13 protein-coding genes, 2 tRNA genes and 3 rRNA genes are annotated in these 17,951 nt (G+C 58.5%); 13 read left to right on the forward strand and 5 right to left on the reverse strand.

Annotated elements, in window-relative coordinates; translation table 11 throughout:
- The first annotated feature begins 141 nt into the window (after window positions 1-141).
- The 13 genes from urtA to RC54_RS24555 all read left to right on the forward strand — a co-directional run bounded on the left by urtA (window position 142) and on the right by RC54_RS24555 (window position 11,936).
- On the forward strand, window positions 142-1,395 hold the full coding sequence (gene urtA, locus RC54_RS24495) for an urea ABC transporter substrate-binding protein (RefSeq protein ID WP_058897372.1): 1,254 nt from the start codon (window positions 142-144) through the stop codon (window positions 1,393-1,395).
- 167 nt (window positions 1,396-1,562) lie between these two features.
- Window positions 1,563-3,179 (forward strand): urea ABC transporter permease subunit UrtB, encoded by a 1,617-nt coding sequence (urtB, locus tag RC54_RS24500; protein WP_058897373.1) that lies wholly within the window; start codon window positions 1,563-1,565, stop codon window positions 3,177-3,179.
- Window positions 3,176-4,306 (forward strand): urea ABC transporter permease subunit UrtC, encoded by a 1,131-nt coding sequence (gene urtC, locus RC54_RS24505; protein ID WP_061788611.1) that lies wholly within the window; start codon window positions 3,176-3,178, stop codon window positions 4,304-4,306. Before urtB ends, urtC begins: the two co-directional genes overlap by 4 nt.
- Window positions 4,303-5,172, forward strand: coding sequence for an urea ABC transporter ATP-binding protein UrtD (urtD, locus tag RC54_RS24510; RefSeq protein WP_058897375.1), 870 nt, complete (start codon window positions 4,303-4,305; stop codon window positions 5,170-5,172). The genes urtC and urtD overlap by 4 nt, the downstream gene beginning before the upstream one ends.
- 18 nt (window positions 5,173-5,190) lie before the next feature.
- A complete protein-coding gene (urtE, locus tag RC54_RS24515) occupies window positions 5,191-5,889 on the forward strand; it encodes an urea ABC transporter ATP-binding subunit UrtE (RefSeq protein ID WP_017452805.1) in 699 nt (232 codons plus the stop codon).
- Window positions 5,890-5,997: 108 nt separating this feature from the next.
- Window positions 5,998-6,897: an urease accessory protein UreD gene (locus tag RC54_RS24520; RefSeq protein ID WP_373281429.1), complete on the forward strand. Its 900-nt coding sequence runs from the start codon at window positions 5,998-6,000 to the stop codon at window positions 6,895-6,897.
- A 109-nt stretch (window positions 6,898-7,006) separates the two neighbouring features.
- Window positions 7,007-7,309 (forward strand): urease subunit gamma, encoded by a 303-nt coding sequence (locus RC54_RS24525; protein WP_017452803.1) that lies wholly within the window; start codon window positions 7,007-7,009, stop codon window positions 7,307-7,309.
- A gap of 10 nt (window positions 7,310-7,319) precedes the next feature.
- On the forward strand, window positions 7,320-7,664 hold the full coding sequence (locus tag RC54_RS24530; RefSeq protein ID WP_061788613.1) for an urease subunit beta: 345 nt from the start codon (window positions 7,320-7,322) through the stop codon (window positions 7,662-7,664).
- Window positions 7,661-9,361: an urease subunit alpha gene (gene ureC / locus RC54_RS24535; protein ID WP_058897377.1), complete on the forward strand. Its 1,701-nt coding sequence runs from the start codon at window positions 7,661-7,663 to the stop codon at window positions 9,359-9,361. The genes RC54_RS24530 and ureC overlap by 4 nt, the downstream gene beginning before the upstream one ends.
- An 18-nt stretch (window positions 9,362-9,379) precedes the next feature.
- Window positions 9,380-9,913, forward strand: coding sequence for an urease accessory protein UreE (gene ureE / locus RC54_RS24540; RefSeq protein ID WP_061788614.1), 534 nt, complete (start codon window positions 9,380-9,382; stop codon window positions 9,911-9,913).
- 3 nt (window positions 9,914-9,916) lie between these two features.
- Window positions 9,917-10,597 (forward strand): urease accessory protein UreF, encoded by a 681-nt coding sequence (locus RC54_RS24545; RefSeq protein ID WP_061788615.1) that lies wholly within the window; start codon window positions 9,917-9,919, stop codon window positions 10,595-10,597.
- Window positions 10,598-10,639: 42 nt separating this feature from the next.
- Window positions 10,640-11,272, forward strand: a complete 633-nt coding sequence (gene ureG / locus RC54_RS24550) for an urease accessory protein UreG (RefSeq protein WP_017452798.1) — start codon at window positions 10,640-10,642, stop codon at window positions 11,270-11,272.
- 52 nt (window positions 11,273-11,324) lie between these two features.
- Window positions 11,325-11,936 (forward strand): HupE/UreJ family protein, encoded by a 612-nt coding sequence (locus tag RC54_RS24555; protein WP_061788623.1) that lies wholly within the window; start codon window positions 11,325-11,327, stop codon window positions 11,934-11,936.
- A gap of 540 nt (window positions 11,937-12,476) precedes the next feature.
- Here the strand turns inward: RC54_RS24555 and rrf are convergent.
- The 5 genes from rrf to RC54_RS24580 form a co-directional block, all read right to left on the reverse strand.
- Window positions 12,477-12,589 (reverse strand): 5S ribosomal RNA (gene rrf, locus RC54_RS24560).
- A gap of 136 nt (window positions 12,590-12,725) precedes the next feature.
- Window positions 12,726-15,597, reverse strand: a 23S ribosomal RNA gene (locus RC54_RS24565).
- 287 nt (window positions 15,598-15,884) lie between these two features.
- A tRNA-Ala gene (locus tag RC54_RS24570) sits at window positions 15,885-15,960 on the reverse strand.
- Window positions 15,961-15,967: 7 nt separating this feature from the next.
- Window positions 15,968-16,044 (reverse strand) — tRNA-Ile (locus tag RC54_RS24575).
- Between the two features lie 119 nt (window positions 16,045-16,163).
- Window positions 16,164-17,696, reverse strand: a 16S ribosomal RNA gene (locus RC54_RS24580).
- The 16S, 23S and 5S rRNA genes sit together here with 2 tRNA genes alongside, the layout of an rRNA operon.
- Between the last annotated feature and the right edge of the window lie 255 nt (window positions 17,697-17,951).

Here is a 17,951-nt window from a genome sequence, read left to right on the forward strand (position 1 = left end):
CAACATTTCCCCCCTCCCATCCTCCCTCCCGCCCCGCTTTGATGCAGCCGGCGCGCCCATTGTCGGGCATTGGCACGCAATCTGCTAAAGCGACTGGGCAGTGAAAAAAATCTTCCAAAACTTTTCTCGAGGGAGCACTACATGTCACGTCGTACCGTACTGAAAGCCACCGCTCTGGGCGCATTCGCACTGGCCGCATCCTCCTGGCTGCCGTCGGCCTTCGCTGCCGACACCATCAAGGTCGGTATCCTGCATTCGCTGTCGGGCACCATGGCCATCTCCGAAACGTCCCTGAAGGACGTGGCTCTGATGACCATCGATGAGATCAACGCCGCCGGCGGCGTGATGGGCAAGAAGCTCGAACCGGTGGTGGTCGACCCCGCCTCGAACTGGCCGCTGTTCGCCGAAAAGGCCCGCCAGCTGATCTCGCAGGACAAGGTCTCGGTGGTGTTCGGCTGCTGGACTTCAGTGTCGCGCAAGTCGGTGCTGCCGGTCTTCAAGGAATTGAACAGCCTGCTGTTCTACCCGGTACAGTACGAAGGTGAAGAACTGGAGAAGAACGTCTTCTATACCGGTGCGGCGCCCAACCAGCAAGCCATTCCGGCCGTGGAATACCTGATGTCCAAGGAAGGCGGCGGCGCCAAGCGCTTCGTGCTCTTGGGTACCGACTACGTCTATCCGCGTACCACCAACAAGATCCTGCGCGCCTTCCTGCACAGCAAGGGCGTGAAGGATTCCGACATCGACGAGGTCTACACCCCGTTCGGCCATTCCGACTACCAGACCATCGTGGCCAACATCAAGAAGTTCTCCGCCGGTGGCAAGACCGCTGTGATCTCGACCATCAATGGCGACTCCAACGTGCCCTTCTACAAGGAACTGGGCAACGCCGGCCTGAAGGCAACCGACGTGCCGGTGGTGGCATTCTCGGTGGGTGAAGAAGAATTGCGCGGTGTCGATACCAAGCCGCTGGTGGGCCACCTGGCGGCCTGGAACTACTTCGAATCGGTGAAGAATCCGGTCAACGCCGCCTTCATCAAGAAGTGGAAGGCCTACGCCAAGGCCAAGAACCTGCCCAACGCCGATACCGTCGTGACCAACGACCCGATGGAAGCCACCTACGTCGGCATCCACATGTGGGCACAGGCCGTGGAAAAGGCCAAGTCCACCGACACCGACAAGGTGATCGCCGCCATGGCTGGCCAGACCTTCAAGGCGCCGTCGGGCTACACGCTGGAAATGGACAAGACCAACCACCACCTGCATAAGCCGGTGATGATCGGCGAAATCAAGGCCGATGGTCAGTTCAACGTGGTCTACAAGACCAAGACCACCATCCGCGCGCAACCGTGGAGCCCGTACATCCCGGGTAACGAAAGCAAGCAAAAGAACTAAGCTTGCCGTTGTTGTAAGGCGTTCTTCGGAGCGCCTTCGCCCGGCCCGCGCGGCCGCGTGAAGACGCTCCGTCCGCCCCACGCATTTCCCTCCACAAGAAGAACGCCCGACGATTCGCACCGGCGACCGCAGTCTGCCCGGCCCGCGCTTCGAGGCGCACACCGACCATGAAACCAGCCATCCAGTTCCTACGCGGGCTGCTCGCGACCTGGCTCTGCGCCCATGCCTTGGGAGCATTCGCAGCCATCGATCCGGCCCTGCTCAAGCCCCTTGGCGGAGACGACCCCGACGCGCGCATCGACGCCGTCAACCAGATTGCCGCGCTGGCCAATGAAGACGCGCTCAAGATCCTCAATGCCTTGAACAGCGACGCGCTCTACGTCACACCCGCCGGCGAGGTGCTCATCGTCGACGATTCCGGCAAGGCCTTCAACCCGGCCACCGACCAGAGCGGTCCGGCCCCCGATGATGCCGAAGGCATCACCGTCAACAACCGCCTGCGCGGCGCCGTCGAGGGCGCGCTCTCGGGTCTGAAGCTGCTCTCGCCGCAACGCGATGAGCGCCTGGCGGCGGCCAATGATCTGCTCAAGAATGCCGACCCGGCCCAGATCCCGCTGATCGTCAAGGCACTGGCCAAGGAAAGCGATCCGCAGATCAAGGACGTGCTGCAACAGGTGCAGGCCACCGCCAACCTGCATTCGCCCGACCCGGCCGCGCGCCGCGCCGCCGTCAAGACGCTGGCCGACACCACCAATGCCTCGTTGAAGCCGGCCCTGGAAAACATGCTGGCCAAGAATCCCGATGGCTCCTATGTCGAACCGGATGAAGGCGTGCGGGTGGAAGCCGTGCGCACCCTGGCTGCGCTGGACCGCCACCTGGCCATCGTCGATTTTGCCGGCAAGCTGTTCTATGGCATCTCGCTGGGCAGTGTGCTGCTGCTGGCGGCCCTGGGCCTGGCTATCACCTTCGGTCTGATGGGCATCATCAACATGGCCCATGGTGAATTGCTGATGATCGGCGCCTATACCACCTATGTGTGCCAGTTGGTATTCCGCAAGTTCTTCCCCGGCGCCATCGATGCCTACCTGGTCGTGGCCTTGCCCGCGGCCTTCATCGTCGCCGCTGCGGTAGGCATTGCGCTGGAACGCCTGGTAATCCGTTGGCTCTATGGCCGTCCGCTGGAAACCCTGCTGTGCACCTGGGGCATCAGCCTCATGCTCATGCAATGCGTGCGCTCCATCTTCGGCGCCCAGAACGTGGAAGTGGCCAACCCGAGCTGGATGTCGGGCGGCGTCACGGTGCTGGGTTCGCTGGTGCTGTCCTATAACCGCATCGTGATCGTGTTCTTCGCGCTGTTCGTGGTATTCGCGGTGTGGCTGATCTTGAACAAGACCCGCCTGGGTCTGTTCGTGCGGGCCGTCACGCAGAATCGCCGCATGGCCGACTGCGTGGGCGTGTCCACCGGCAAGATCGACATGATGACCTTCGGTCTCGGTTGCGGCATCGCCGGTCTGGGTGGCGTGGCGCTCTCGCAGTTGGGCAACGTCGGTCCAGACCTGGGACAGGGTTACATCGTGGATTCGTTCATGGTGGTGGTGCTGGGCGGCGTGGGTCAGTTGGCCGGTACCGTCATCGCTGCCTTCGGCCTGGGCGAAGTCAACAAATTCCTGGAGCCGATGGCCGGCGCCGTGCTGGCCAAGATCGCCATCCTGGTCTTCATCATCGTATTCATCCAGAAGCGTCCGCAAGGCCTCTTCGCACTCAAGGGAAGGAGCGTGGAATGAGCACCATGATCATGCGCCCCTCGCTGTTCAATCGTCCGGCCTGGACCGGCATCGTCGTCTGCACCATCGTCCTGGCGCTGCTGCCGATCTGCAATCTGCTGTTCCCGGCAGGCAGCGCGCTGCACGTGTCGTCCTACACCGTCGCTCTGGTCGGAAAGTTCATGTGCTATGCCATGGCGGCCCTGGCCCTGGACCTGGTATGGGGCTACACGGGCATCCTGTCGCTGGGACATGGCGTTTTCTTCGCATTGGGCGGATACGCCCATGGCATGTACCTGATGCGCGCCATCGGCCGTGAGGGCGTGTACCAGAGCGACCTGCCGGACTTCATGGTGTTCCTGAACTGGAAGGCCTATCCCTGGTACTGGTGGATGACGGATCACTTCTGGTTCTCCATGCTGCTGGTGGTGCTGGTGCCGGGTCTGTTGGCCTTCGTGTTCGGTTACTTTGCCTTCCGTTCGCGCATCAAGGGCGTGTATTTCTCCATCATCACGCAGGCCATGACCTTCGCCTTCATGCTGCTGTTCTTCCGTAACGACACCGGCTTTGGCGGCAACAACGGCTTCACCGACTTCAAGCGCATCCTCGGCTTCACCATCACCGCGCCGACCACCAAGGCGGTGCTGTACCTGGTGACGCTGGCGCTTCTGTTCGGTGCGCTGGTGCTGTGTCGCATGATCGTCACTTCCAAGCTGGGCCGCGTGCTGCAAGGCGTGCGCGATTCCGAATCGCGGCTCATGTTCATCGGCTACAACCCGCTGTGGTTCAAGCTTTTCGTGTGGACACTCTCGGCCGTGATCTGCGGTATCGCAGGTGCGCTGTACGTGCCGCAGGTGGGCATCATCAATCCCTCCGAAATGTCGCCGGCCAATTCCATCGAGATGGTGATCTGGGCCGCCGTCGGTGGCCGTGGCACGCTGATCGGCCCCATCATCGGCGCCTTCACCGTCAATGGTCTGAAGAGCTGGTTCACTGCGGCCTTCCCCGACCTGTGGCTGTATGCGCTGGGACTGATCTTCATCCTGGTCACGCTGTTCCTGCCGCAGGGCATCCTGGGACTGGTGCAGAAATTCAAGAAACGCGATGCAGCGCCCGCCGAAGGCAATGCATCCAAGGAGGCAGCATGAGTGCAGTCGAACCTGGCAAGAATGCCACCGGCATCGGCGGCCTGGGCGGCAACGTCGATACACCACGCGCCGATCACGGCACGTCCTACGAGCGCATCAAACCCGAGGGCGTCGATACCACCCACGGCGCCATCCTCTATCTGGAAAACATCACGGTGTCCTTCGATGGCTTCAAGGCCATCAACAATCTGAACCTGGATATCTCGGTGGGTGAACTGCGCTGCATCATCGGCCCCAATGGCGCGGGCAAGACCACGATGATGGACGTCATCACCGGCAAGACCCGGCCCACCTCCGGCACCGCCTTCTTCGGCCAGACCATCGACCTGACCAAGATGACCGAATACGAGATCGCCCACGCCGGCATCGGTCGCAAGTTCCAGCGCCCGACGGTGTTCGAGCAGCACACCGTGTTCGAGAATCTGGAACTGGCGATGAAGATGGACAAGCGCGTCAAGACCACGCTCTTTGCACGGCTGTCCTCGGAGCAGATCGGCAAGATCGAGGAAATCCTCAAGCTGATCCGTTTGAGCGGACAGGAACAGCGCATGGCCGGCCTGCTCTCGCACGGCCAGAAGCAATGGCTGGAGATCGGTATGTTGTTGATGCAGGAGCCGCAATTGCTGTTGCTCGATGAACCGGTGGCCGGCATGTCCGACGCCGAAACCGCGCGCACCGCCGAGTTGTTGAATGAGCTGCGCGGCAAGCATTCCATCATGGTGGTGGAACACGACATGGGCTTCGTCGAAGAGATTGCCCAAGGTGGCAAGGTGACCGTGCTGCACGAAGGATCGGTGCTGGCCGAGGGCAATATGCGCCAGGTCCAATCCAATGAACGCGTCATCGAAGTCTACCTGGGACGATAAGAACGGAGACCCTCATCCATGCTGCAAGTCAATGAACTGAACCAGTATTACGGCGCGGCCCATACACTGCGCGGTGTCTCGCTCGATGTGCAGAAGGGCAAAGTCTTGTCCCTGCTGGGCCGCAATGGCGTGGGCAAGACCACGTTGTTGAAATGCCTGATGGGCGTGCTGCCGGTGGCCCGTGGCAATGTCATGTTCGAAGGCCAGGACATCACCAAGCTCAAACCGCACCAGCGCGCCAAACTGGGCATCGCCTACGTGCCGCAGGGACGCGAGATCTTTGCGCGCCTGACCGTGGAGGAAAACATGCTCATGGGCATGGCTACGCTCTCGGGCCGCCGTGCGTCCACCATCAAGGGCGAGGTCTATGAGCTCTTCCCGGTGTTGAAGGAAATGCTGCATCGTCGCGGCGGCGATCTTTCCGGCGGTCAACAGCAGCAGCTGGCCATCGCCCGTGCGCTGCTGGCTGAACCCAAGCTCATCATCCTGGATGAACCGACCGAGGGCATCCAGCCTTCCATCATCAAGGATATCGGTCGTGTCATCAGCCTGTTACGCCAGCGCGGCGACATCGGCATCCTGCTGTGCGAGCAGTATTTCGACTTTGCCCGCGAGCTGGCCGATACCTTCGTGGTCATGTCGCGTGGCGAGGTGGTGGCAGCGGGTACGCAAGACCAGATGGATGGCGAGGACGTGAAGAAGCATCTGGCGGTCTAGCCCACGCGCAAAGGAAGGCTGCGCTTTTGCAGCGGGTCTGCTATAAAGGCGCATGTTCGCCGGCCTGCCCGGTGCAGGCGCCGCCTTCCATGCAATGAAGAACCAGGTATGAAACGACTCCCCGGCCATCCGGAACCCGCCCCCATGCCGGACCAGGCAACGCCCGGCGCACCCGTGCGACATGCGCCGGACCAGGCACGCCTGGCACTGGGTTTTGCCGATGACCAAGGCACCACGCGCCTGCTGCGGCGCCAGCACTTCGGCCCGCTGCGGGTACAAAAACCGCTCTATCCCGAAGACCCCTCCATCTGCCACGCCATCATCGTCCATCCCCCGGGGGGCATCGTCGGTGGCGACCAGCTTTCCATCACGGCCGAGGTGGGCGAGCGCGCCCATGCCTTGCTGACCACGCCCGGTGCGGGTAAGTGGTACCGTGCCAATGGCCAGTCCTCGCGCCAGGCGGTGCGGCTCGATGCCGCGGCGGGAGCGACGCTGGAGTGGCTGCCGCAGGAAACCATCTTCTTCGATGGCGCCGACGTGCGCATGGAACATGAGGTGACGCTGGCCGCCGACGCCGCCTACCTGGGCGCGGAAATCCTCTGCTTCGGTCGCACCGCGTCGGGCGAAAGCTTCACGACCGGCGCGATCAGCCAACGCACCAGCATCCGCCGTGGCGGCAAGCTGCTGTGGTTCGAACAAGGCCGCCTGCAAGCGCAAGCGGGCGCCATGCAAGGGCCGCTGGCGCTGGATGGGCAGACCATCTGCGCCACCCTGATCGCGGTGGGCGATGGCATGGATGCGGCCTTGCTGGGGCGCTTGCGCGAGCACATCGGCGGCTTGCAATTGGAGGGGCGCAGCGGCGCCACGCTGATGAAGCAGGTCTTCATTGCGCGCTATATGGGCCAATCCAGCCTGGTGGCGCGGCAATGGCTGCACGCGGCCTGGCATGTGTTGCGACCTGCGGTGACGGGCCGGGAAGCGGCGATTCCGCGTATCTGGAATACCTGAAGAGCTGAAGACCTGAAGAAAATACATCAAGAAGCTGCATCAGAAAAACTGCATCAAGCGACGTTGAACTTTATAGAACCTGAAGGCCGCCAGTCGGCCGGGAGCTCACATGGAACTGACACCAAGAGAGAAAGACAAGCTGTTGATCTTCACCGCCGCGCTGCTGGCCGAGCGCCGCAAGGCCCGTGGCCTGAAGCTCAACTACCCGGAAGCGGTGGCGCTGATCACGGCGGCCATCATGGAAGGGGCACGCGATGGCAAGACGGTGGCCGAGCTGATGTCCGAGGGCACCACCATCCTCACGCGTAACGACGTGATGGAAGGCGTGCCGGAGATGATCCCCGATATCCAGGTCGAAGCCACCTTCCCCGATGGCAGCAAGCTGGTCACCGTCCACCATCCGATTCCTTGAGGAGCGCGTCATGATTCCAGGCGAAATGCTGGTCGAACCCGGCGACATCGAACTCAACACCGGCCGCCCCACCGTGACGGTGACGGTGGCCAATAGCGGCGACCGACCGATCCAGGTCGGCTCCCACTTCCATTTCTACGAGACCAATCCGGCGCTGCTGTTCGAACGCGAAGCGGGCTACGGGATGCGCCTCAATATCGCAGCCGGCACCGCGGTGCGCTTCGAGCCGGGCCAGGAACGCACGGTGGAACTGGTGGCGCTGGCCGGTGACCGGCGCGTCTATGGTTTCAATGCCCTGGTGATGGGCAGGCTCAAGGCACAGCACAGCAACGACAAGAAGGGGCAGACCAAATGAGCAAGATTTCCCGTTCGGCCTATGCCGAGATGTTCGGCCCCACCGTGGGCGACCGTGTGCGCCTGGCCGATACCGAGCTGTTCCTGGAGGTGGAGAAGGACTATACGATCTATGGCGAGGAAGTGAAGTTCGGCGGCGGCAAGGTGATCCGCGACGGCATGGGCCAGTCGCAGCGCGCCCACGCCGACGTGATGGATACCGTCATCACCAATGCCCTGATCGTAGATCACTGGGGCATCGTCAAGGCCGACATCGGCATCAAGTCCGGCAAGATCGCCGGCATCGGCAAAGCCGGCAACCCGGATATCCAGCCCGGCGTGACCATGGCCATTGGCGGTGCCACCGAGATCATTGCCGGTGAAGGCATGATCGTCACCGCGGGCGGCATCGATAGCCACATCCACTTCATCTGCCCACAGCAGATCGAGGAAGCGCTCATGAGTGGCGTAACCACCATGCTCGGCGGCGGCACCGGTCCGGCGGTCGGCACGGCGGCCACCACCTGCACGCCCGGCCCCTGGCACATCCATTCCATGCTGGCCGCAGCCGATGCCTTCCCGATGAATCTCGGTTTCCTGGGCAAGGGCAATGTCAGCCTGCCGCTGCCGCTGGAAGAACAGATCCGTGCCGGCGCCATTGGTCTGAAGCTGCACGAGGACTGGGGCTCCACGCCGGCGGCCATCGACAATTGCCTGACGGTGGCCGATCGCATGGACATTCAGGTGGCCATCCACACTGACACCTTGAACGAAGGTGGCTTCCTGGAGCATACGCTGGCCGCCTTCAAGGATCGCACCATCCACACCTTCCACACCGAAGGCGCGGGCGGTGGTCACGCACCCGACATCATCGCCGCCGTGGGTGAAGGCAACGTGCTGCCTTCCTCCACCAACCCGACGCGCCCCTTCACGGTCAACACGCTGGACGAACACCTGGACATGCTGATGGTCTGCCATCACCTGGACCCGGCCATCGCCGAAGACATCGCCTTTGCCGAATCGCGCATTCGCCGTGAGACCATTGCCGCCGAAGATATCCTGCATGACATCGGCGCGATCTCGATGATGTCATCCGACTCGCAGGCCATGGGCCGCGTGGGCGAGGTGATCATGCGCACCTGGCAGACCGCGCACAAGATGAAGGTGCAGCGCGGTTCGCTCAAGGAAGATAGCTCGCGCAACGACAACTTCCGCATCAAGCGCTACATCGCCAAGTACACCATCAATCCGGCCATCACCCACGGCATCTCGCACGTGGTGGGTTCGCTGGAGGTGGGCAAGATCGCCGACATCGTGTTGTGGAAGCCGGCCTTCTTCGGCGCCAAGCCGTCGATGATCTTGAAGAGCGGCATGATCGCAGCAGCCCAGATGGGCGACCCGAATGCCTCGATTCCGACGCCACAGCCGGTGCATTACCGCATGATGTTCGGGGCCTATGGCGGCGGTCTGAAGACCTCGATGACCTTCGTGTCACAGGCGGCCTTCGATGCCGGCATCGGTGAACAGTTGAAGCTCAACAAGCCGGTGGTGGCGGTGAAGAACATGCGCCATCTGCGCAAGCGCGACATGATCCACAACGGCGCCACGCCGAAGATGGAAGTGGATTCCGAGACCTATGAAGTGCGCGCCGATGGTGAATTGCTGGTGTGCGAACCGGCGCGTTCGCTGCCGCTGGCACAACGTTATTTCCTGTTCTGATTTTCATTAGATTTTTTCATGCTGACTCTCAATACCAAGATAGCCCAGGCCGACCAGATTGATGGCGAACTGGAACTGCCCTACGACCAGCGCGAGAAGAGCCGCCTGCGTGCCACGCTACGCTCGGGCGAGGATGTGGCCGTCTTTACCGTGCGCGGCACCGTGCTGCGCGATGGGGACCTGCTGCGCGGCGATGATGGTCGCGTGGTGAAGATCATCGCCAAGGCTGAAGCCACTTATCGGGTCGACGCGAGCGATGCGCACCTGCTGTTGCGCTGTGCCTTCCACCTCGGCAATCGTCATACCCAGGCGCATATCGGGCATGAGGCCGGGGTGGGTTTCCTGCGCATCCGCAAGGATCCGGTGTTGAAGGAAATGCTGGAAGGACTAGGCGCGCGCGTGAGCGAGGAACAGGCTGCGTTCGAGCCGGAAGCCGGCGCCTATGGTGGCGGGCATCATCATCATGGCGATGATCACCACCACCATCCGCTGGCACCGATCCCGCTGCGGCAGAAGATTCATCGCCCCAGCGACAAGAAGGAAGAGGGCTGATCCATGCAGGCCAGCGCCTTGCTGCATCTGCTGCAATTGAGCAGTCCTTCCCTGCCCATTGGCGCCTATAGCTATTCGCAAGGGCTGGAGGCGGCCATCGAAAACGGGCTGGTCAGCAGCGAAGCCAGCGCACGTGCCTGGATCGGCCAGGCCTTGCATGAGGTGGTCGCACGTTTCGAGGCACCCATTTTTGCACGGCTGGTGGCGGCCTTCGAAGCGCGTGATGCAGCTGCGGTCAGCCTGTGGACCGAGCGCTTCGTGGCCGCGCGTGATACTTCCGAGTTTCGCGCCGAGACCATCCAGATGGGTTATTCGCTGGGCAAACTGGCCAGCGACCTGAAGCTGGGCGATCCCGCATTGCTGGCGCTGCTGCAGGCGCAGGCCGAGGTACCGCTGCCCACCGCACTGGCTTTTGCCACCGTGGCGCTGAAAGTGCCGCGTGAGGCGGCGGTGCTGGGCATGTTGTTCGCCTGGGCCGAAAATCAGGTGCTGGCCTGCGTGAAGACGGTACCGCTGGGACAGGTGGCGGGACAACGCATCTTGCTGTCGCTGCAGCCGGAGCTGGAGCAGGCGGCTGCCACGGCCCTGGCGCTGCCGGACGACGACTTGTGCAACTGGGCACCGGGGCTTTCACTGCTGTCGATGCAGCATGAGGTGCAATACAGCCGCATCTATCGTTCTTAATTATTTATATCATTTACGTTTCAATACGACCAAGAGATCATCATGAGCAATTCCACTTCCAATCCGCTGCGCGTGGGCATCGGCGGGCCGGTCGGTTCCGGCAAGACGGCGCTGTGCGAAATGCTGTGCAAGCGTATGCGCGACCATTACGACATGGCCGTCATCACCAATGACATCTACACCAAGGAAGACATGGAGATCCTGCTGCGCGCTGATGCCTTGCCGGCCGAGCGGCTGATGGGGGTGGAGACCGGTGGCTGCCCGCACACTGCGATTCGCGAGGATGCCTCGATCAACCTGGAGGCGATTGCCCGCATGAGCGCCGATTTCCCGGACCTGGACCTGATCCTGGTGGAGTCCGGTGGCGACAACCTGGCGGCGACCTTCAGCCCGGAACTGTCGGACCTGACTATCTATGTGATCGATGTCGCCGGTGGCGAGAAGATCCCGCGCAAGGGCGGCCCCGGCATCACCCGTTCGGACCTGCTCATCATCAACAAGACCGACCTGGCGCCCTATGTGGGGGCGAATCTGGATATCATGGCGGCCGATGCCAAGCGTATGCGCGGCGAGCGCCCCTTCGTGTTCACCAATCTGCGCAGCGGCGAGGGTGTGGAAAAGGTGATCGACTACATCCGCAAGCAAGGCTTGCTGGATGAAAAGCCCGGCCACTGAAGCTACCCTGTTGAAGCACCTGGAAACTTTCGTATCTGCCCAAGGAGAAATCATGTTGACGCTCTCGACCAAGACCCGCGCCCGCCTGGGCGTTCTGGCCATCACCGTGCTGGCGACCGGTGTCGCACTGGCACACCCCGGACATCCCGATTCCACCATGAATGGCTCGGCCAGCATGGCCGCCGGCTTCGCCCACCCGTTCTCGGGCATCGACCACTTGCTGGCGATGCTGGCCGTGGGTGTGTGGGCGGCGCAGAACAAGCAGCGCGCGCTGTGGGTGCTACCGCTGGCCTTTCCGCTGATGATGGTGGCGGGAGCGTTGCTGGCCTTTTCTGGCGTTCAGGTGCCCGGCGTGGAAACTGGTATCGCTGCCTCGGTGGCGGTGCTAGGGCTGCTGATTGCTTTTGCCGTGCGGATGCCGCTGTGGGGTAGCACGCTGGTGGTGTCGCTGTTTGCGATGTTTCATGGTTATGCACACGGCGTTGAACTGCCGCATGGCAGCTCGGCGGCGCTGTATGGCACCGGCTTCATCGTGGCAACGGCTCTGCTGCACGCAGCCGGCCTGGGTATTGGCCTGGTCGCTGGGCAGAAGGTGGCTGACCGTGTGGTGCGCATCGGCGGAGTAGGGATTGCTGCTGTCGGTGCCTATCTGCTGGCGGTTTGATGCTCTTGCTATATTGCTTGTAGTTCTGCTGGTCTGTTCGTTCTTGCTGTTCTAGTTGTTCCTGCTGTGATGGCTGGTCGCTGCGTGCGGCCAGCCTGACTCCCTTCTCTGCTCATCTTCCTCATTGCTTCATGTTTCTCCGTGCCTGGCGCCTGCGGTTGCTGCGCCGTGTGCGGCGTGCTTGTGTATCAGTTTTGTTGGTCTTCCGGTGTTCTTAGTGGATTTCCCTGTGGATAAATCAAATGCGTCCCGGAGGAATTTGCGCTGTGGACAAGATAGGGGCTGGTAATTGGGTGATATGAAAGGAAGTGCTGTGGACAAGATGAAAGTCCAGGCAGTAGGAGAAAGGAGGGCGATGGGAAATGAAGTATTAGGTAGGGAATCGTGCATCATGCACGAGAGCAGGAAGGACTGCTCTGGGGAAGGCAGGAGGGTAGCGCAAGCATGATCCGAACGTGAGTCATGCCCTCAAACACAAAGCGATCGCGCAAAAGCAAAAACCCTCGTTACTTTCGTAACGAGGGTTCTGCGGAGTAACAAGCCTGACGATGACCTACTTTCACACTGGTTGCAGCACTATCATCGGCGCGAAGTCGTTTCACGGTCCTGTTCGGGATGGGAAGGGGTGGTACCAACTTGCTATAGTCATCAGGCATAACTTGTAAAGCCAGTTGCTCTCGATGGAGCAGCAACTAACCCAAACTGGAAGAAGTATTTAGATTCTAGGGTGTGATGCACTAGGGCAAACACAATATATGCTCAACTTGTCTATAACAGAGCTAATGTTATAGGAACAAGCCGCACGGGCAATTAGTATCAGTTAGCTTAACGCATTACTGCGCTTCCACACCTGACCTATCAACGTCCTGGTCTCGAACGACCCTTTAGGGGAATCTAGTTCCCGGGAAGTCTCATCTCAAGGCGAGTTTCCCGCTTAGATGCTTTCAGCGGTTATCTCTTCCGAACTTAGCTACTCGGCAATGCCACTGGCGTGACAACCGATACACCAGAGGTTCGTCCACTCCGGTCCTCTCGTACTAGGAGCAGCCCCCTTCAAACTTCCAACGCCCACGGCAGATAGGGACCAAACTGTCTCACGACGTTTTAAACCCAGCTCACGTACCACTTTAAATGGCGAACAGCCATACCCTTGGGACCGGCTACAGCCCCAGGATGTGATGAGCCGACATCGAGGTGCCAAACTCCCCCGTCGATATGAACTCTTGGGAGGAATCAGCCTGTTATCCCCAGAGTACCTTTTATCCGTTGAGCGATGGCCCTTCCATACAGAACCACCGGATCACTATGTCCTACTTTCGTACCTGCTCGACTTGTCAGTCTCGCAGTTAAGCACGCTTATGCCATTGCACTATTAGCACGATGTCCGACCGTACCTAGCGTACCTTCGAACTCCTCCGTTACACTTTGGGAGGAGACCGCCCCAGTCAAACTGCCTACCATGCACTGTCCCCGATCCGGATAACGGACCAAGGTTAGAACCTCAAACAAACCAGGGTGGTATTTCAAGGTCGGCTCCACAGAAACTAGCGTTCCTGCTTCAAAGCCTCCCACCTATCCTACACAGATTGGTTCAAAGTCCAATGCAAAGCTACAGTAAAGGTTCATGGGGTCTTTCCGTCTAGCCGCGGGTAGATTGCATCATCACAAACATTTCAACTTCGCTGAGTCTCGGGAGGAGACAGTGTGGCCATCGTTACGCCATTCGTGCAGGTCGGAACTTACCCGACAAGGAATTTCGCTACCTTAGGACCGTTATAGTTACGGCCGCCGTTTACTGGGACTTCAATCAAGAGCTTGCACCCCATCATTTAATCTTCCAGCACCGGGCAGGCGTCACACCCTATACGTCCACTTTCGTGTTTGCAGAGTGCTGTGTTTTTATTAAACAGTCGCAGCCACCATTTTATTGCAACCCTTTTGTCCTTCTGGCGCAGGCCAGTCAAACTACTTGGGCGTACCTTATCCCGAAGTTACGGTACCAATTTGCCGAGTTCCTTCTCCCGAGTTCTCTCAAGCGCCTTAGAATACTCATCTCGCCCACCTGTGTCGGTTTGCGGTACGGTCTCGTTAGACTGAAGCTTAGAGGCTTTTCTTGGAACCACTTCCGATTGCTTCGCGAACAAGTTCGCTCGTCTCACACCCTTGAATTACGCTGCCGGATTTGCCTAACAGCCTTCTTCGATGCAAAAACCGACTATTCCAACAGTCGGACAACCTTCCGCGATCCGTCCCCCCATCGCATCTAACGACGGTGCAGGAATATTAACCTGCTTCCCATCAGCTACGCATCTCTGCCTCGCCTTAGGGGCCGACTCACCCTGCTCCGATGAACGTTGAACAGGAAACCTTGGGCTTACGGCGTGCGGGCTTTTCACCCGCATTATCGCTACTCATGTCAGCATTCGCACTTCTGATACCTCCAGCATCCTTTACAAGACACCTTCACAGGCTTACAGAACGCTCTCCTACCATATCCTTACGGATATCCGCAGCTTCGGTGACTGGCTTAGCCCCGTTACATCTTCCGCGCAGGACGACTCGATCAGTGAGCTATTACGCTTTCTTTAAAGGATGGCTGCTTCTAAGCCAACCTCCTGACTGTTTTAGCCTTCCCACTTCGTTTTCCACTTAGCCAATCTTTGGGACCTTAGCTGGCGGTCTGGGTTGTTTCCCTCTTGACGTCGGACGTTAGCACCCGGCGTCTGTCTCCCAAGCTCGCACTCATCGGTATTCGGAGTTTGCAATGGTTTGGTAAGTCGCGATGACCCCCTAGCCATAACAGTGCTCTACCCCCGATGGTGATACTTGAGGCACTACCTAAATAGTTTTCGGAGAGAACCAGCTATTTCCAGATTTGTTTAGCCTTTCACCCCTATCCACAGCTCATCCCCTAATTTTTCAACATTAGTGGGTTCGGTCCTCCAGTGCGTGTTACCGCACCTTCAACCTGGCCATGGATAGATCATCTGGTTTCGGGTCTACACCCAGCGACTGAACGCCCTATTCGGACTCGATTTCTCTACGCCTTCCCTATTCGGTTAAGCTTGCCACTGAATGTAAGTCGCTGACCCATTATACAAAAGGTACGCAGTCACCCCTTACAGGGCTCCTACTGTTTGTATGCACACGGTTTCAGGATCTATTTCACTCCCCTTCCGGGGTTCTTTTCGCCTTTCCCTCACGGTACTGGTTCACTATCGGTCGATTACGAGTATTTAGCCTTGGAGGATGGTCCCCCCATCTTCAGACAGGATTTCACGTGTCCCGCCCTACTTGTCGCAAGCCTAGTTCCACACCATCGATTTCGCATACGGGGCTATCACCCACTATGGCCGGACTTTCCATTCCGTTCTACTATCGTTGATGCTAAATCTTGCAGGCTGATCCCATTTCGCTCGCCACTACTTTGGGAATCTCGGTTGATTTCTTTTCCTGTAGCTACTTAGATGTTTCAGTTCGCCACGTTCGCTTCGTTACCCTATGTATTCAGATAACGATGACCTTACGGCCGGGTTTCCCCATTCGGAAATCTGCGGATCAAAGCTCGTTTGCCAGCTCCCCGCAGCTTATCGCAAGCTACTACGTCCTTCATCGCCTGTAATCGCCAAGGCATCCACCATGTGCACTTATTCGCTTGTTCCTATAACGTTAGCCTCTTTTGCAAGAGCGTTATAAAAAGCGTTGAGTTTTAGCGTTTGCCGTATTCCAAAGTAAGTCTTCTAATTGCTAAGATCACTTCGTAATACTTTGATTGATACAATCACACCCATTTTTACTTTCGCAAGAACCGTAGTCCTGGCGATCGTTTAAATGAATCTTTACTTCTTCCAGATTGTTAAAGAACAAAAACAGCCATTGATCGTAAAAGATCAAACCTAAATCACTACGTCTTGCGTTTTGTGACGCTGACTTAGGTTTGACATTTCTTGGTGGAGGTTGACGGGATCGAACCGACGACCCCCTGCTTGCAAAGCAGGTGCTCTCCCAGCTGAGCTAAACCCCCGAAACCTTGGTGGGTCTGGTTGGGCTCGAACCAACGACCCCCGCGTTATCAACACGGTGCTCTAACCAGCTGAGCTACAGACCCGCTTGGATCAGTATCAGTAGCCAGTCAGTGACCTTGTGTCACAGACCGCGCTTCACCAAATAACTGTTCTTTGAATTACAGCCGATAAGTGTGGACGCTTAACTTCGTGCGCACTCTAGAAAGGAGGTGATCCAGCCGCACCTTCCGATACGGCTACCTTGTTACGACTTCACCCCAGTCACGAATCCTACCGTGGTGAGCGCCCTCCTTGCGGTTAGGCTACCCACTTCTGGTAAAACCCGCTCCCATGGTGTGACGGGCGGTGTGTACAAGACCCGGGAACGTATTCACCGCGACATGCTGATCCGCGATTACTAGCGATTCCAACTTCATGTAGTCGAGTTGCAGACTACAATCCGGACTACGATACACTTTCTGGGATTAGCTCCCCCTCGCGGGTTGGCGGCCCTCTGTATGTACCATTGTATGACGTGTGAAGCCCTACCCATAAGGGCCATGAGGACTTGACGTCATCCCCACCTTCCTCCGGTTTGTCACCGGCAGTCTCATTAGAGTGCCCTTTCGTAGCAACTAATGACAAGGGTTGCGCTCGTTGCGGGACTTAACCCAACATCTCACGACACGAGCTGACGACAGCCATGCAGCACCTGTGCGCCGGTTCTCTTTCGAGCACTCCCAAATCTCTTCAGGATTCCGACCATGTCAAGGGTAGGTAAGGTTTTTCGCGTTGCATCGAATTAATCCACATCATCCACCGCTTGTGCGGGTCCCCGTCAATTCCTTTGAGTTTTAATCTTGCGACCGTACTCCCCAGGCGGTCTACTTCACGCGTTAGCTGCGTTACCAAGTCAATTAAGACCCGACAACTAGTAGACATCGTTTAGGGCGTGGACTACCAGGGTATCTAATCCTGTTTGCTCCCCACGCTTTCGTGCATGAGCGTCAGTGTTATCCCAGGGGGCTGCCTTCGCCATCGGTATTCCTCCACATATCTACGCATTTCACTGCTACACGTGGAATTCTACCCCCCTCTGACACACTCTAGCCGTGCAGTCTCAAATGCAATTCCCAGGTTGAGCCCGGGGATTTCACATCTGACTTACACAACCGCCTGCGCACGCTTTACGCCCAGTAATTCCGATTAACGCTTGCACCCTACGTATTACCGCGGCTGCTGGCACGTAGTTAGCCGGTGCTTATTCTTCAGGTACCGTCATTAGTAGTAGATATTAGCTACCACCGTTTCTTCCCTGACAAAAGAGCTTTACAACCCGAAGGCCTTCTTCACTCACGCGGCATTGCTGGATCAGGGTTGCCCCCATTGTCCAAAATTCCCCACTGCTGCCTCCCGTAGGAGTCTGGGCCGTGTCTCAGTCCCAGTGTGGCTGGTCGTCCTCTCAGACCAGCTACTGATCGTCGCCTTGGTAGGCTTTTACCCCACCAACTAGCTAATCAGATATCGGCCGCTCCAGGAGCATGAGGTCTTGCGATCCCCCACTTTCATCCTTAGATCGTATGCGGTATTAGCTAGTCTTTCGACTAGTTATCCCCCACTCTAGGGCACGTTCCGATATATTACTCACCCGTTCGCCACTCGCCATCAGGAGCAAGCTCCTATGCTGCCGTTCGACTTGCATGTGTAAGGCATGCCGCCAGCGTTCAATCTGAGCCAGGATCAAACTCTTTAGTTTAATCTCTGTTTTGTGCCATTTCTGGCTACCCCGAAGGGCATCGCTCTCTCAAAATACTGACAGGTAATTTCTTGCGATCTTACCTATATTTCTTGTGAGCATTTAATGTTTAAAGTTTCCAGAACCGAAGTTCTGTCGCACTTCATTAAACGCCCACGCTTATCGACTGTTAATTTTTAAAGATCTTGTCTGCCGCAAACGCGCTTGGCGCTGCTTGCATCGCTGCGAATCGTTTTGTTCGTCAGCAGCAGAGAA

The sequence above is a fragment of the Herbaspirillum rubrisubalbicans genome (assembly GCF_003719195.1).
GTDB classification, from domain to species: domain Bacteria; phylum Pseudomonadota; class Gammaproteobacteria; order Burkholderiales; family Burkholderiaceae_D; genus Herbaspirillum; species Herbaspirillum rubrisubalbicans.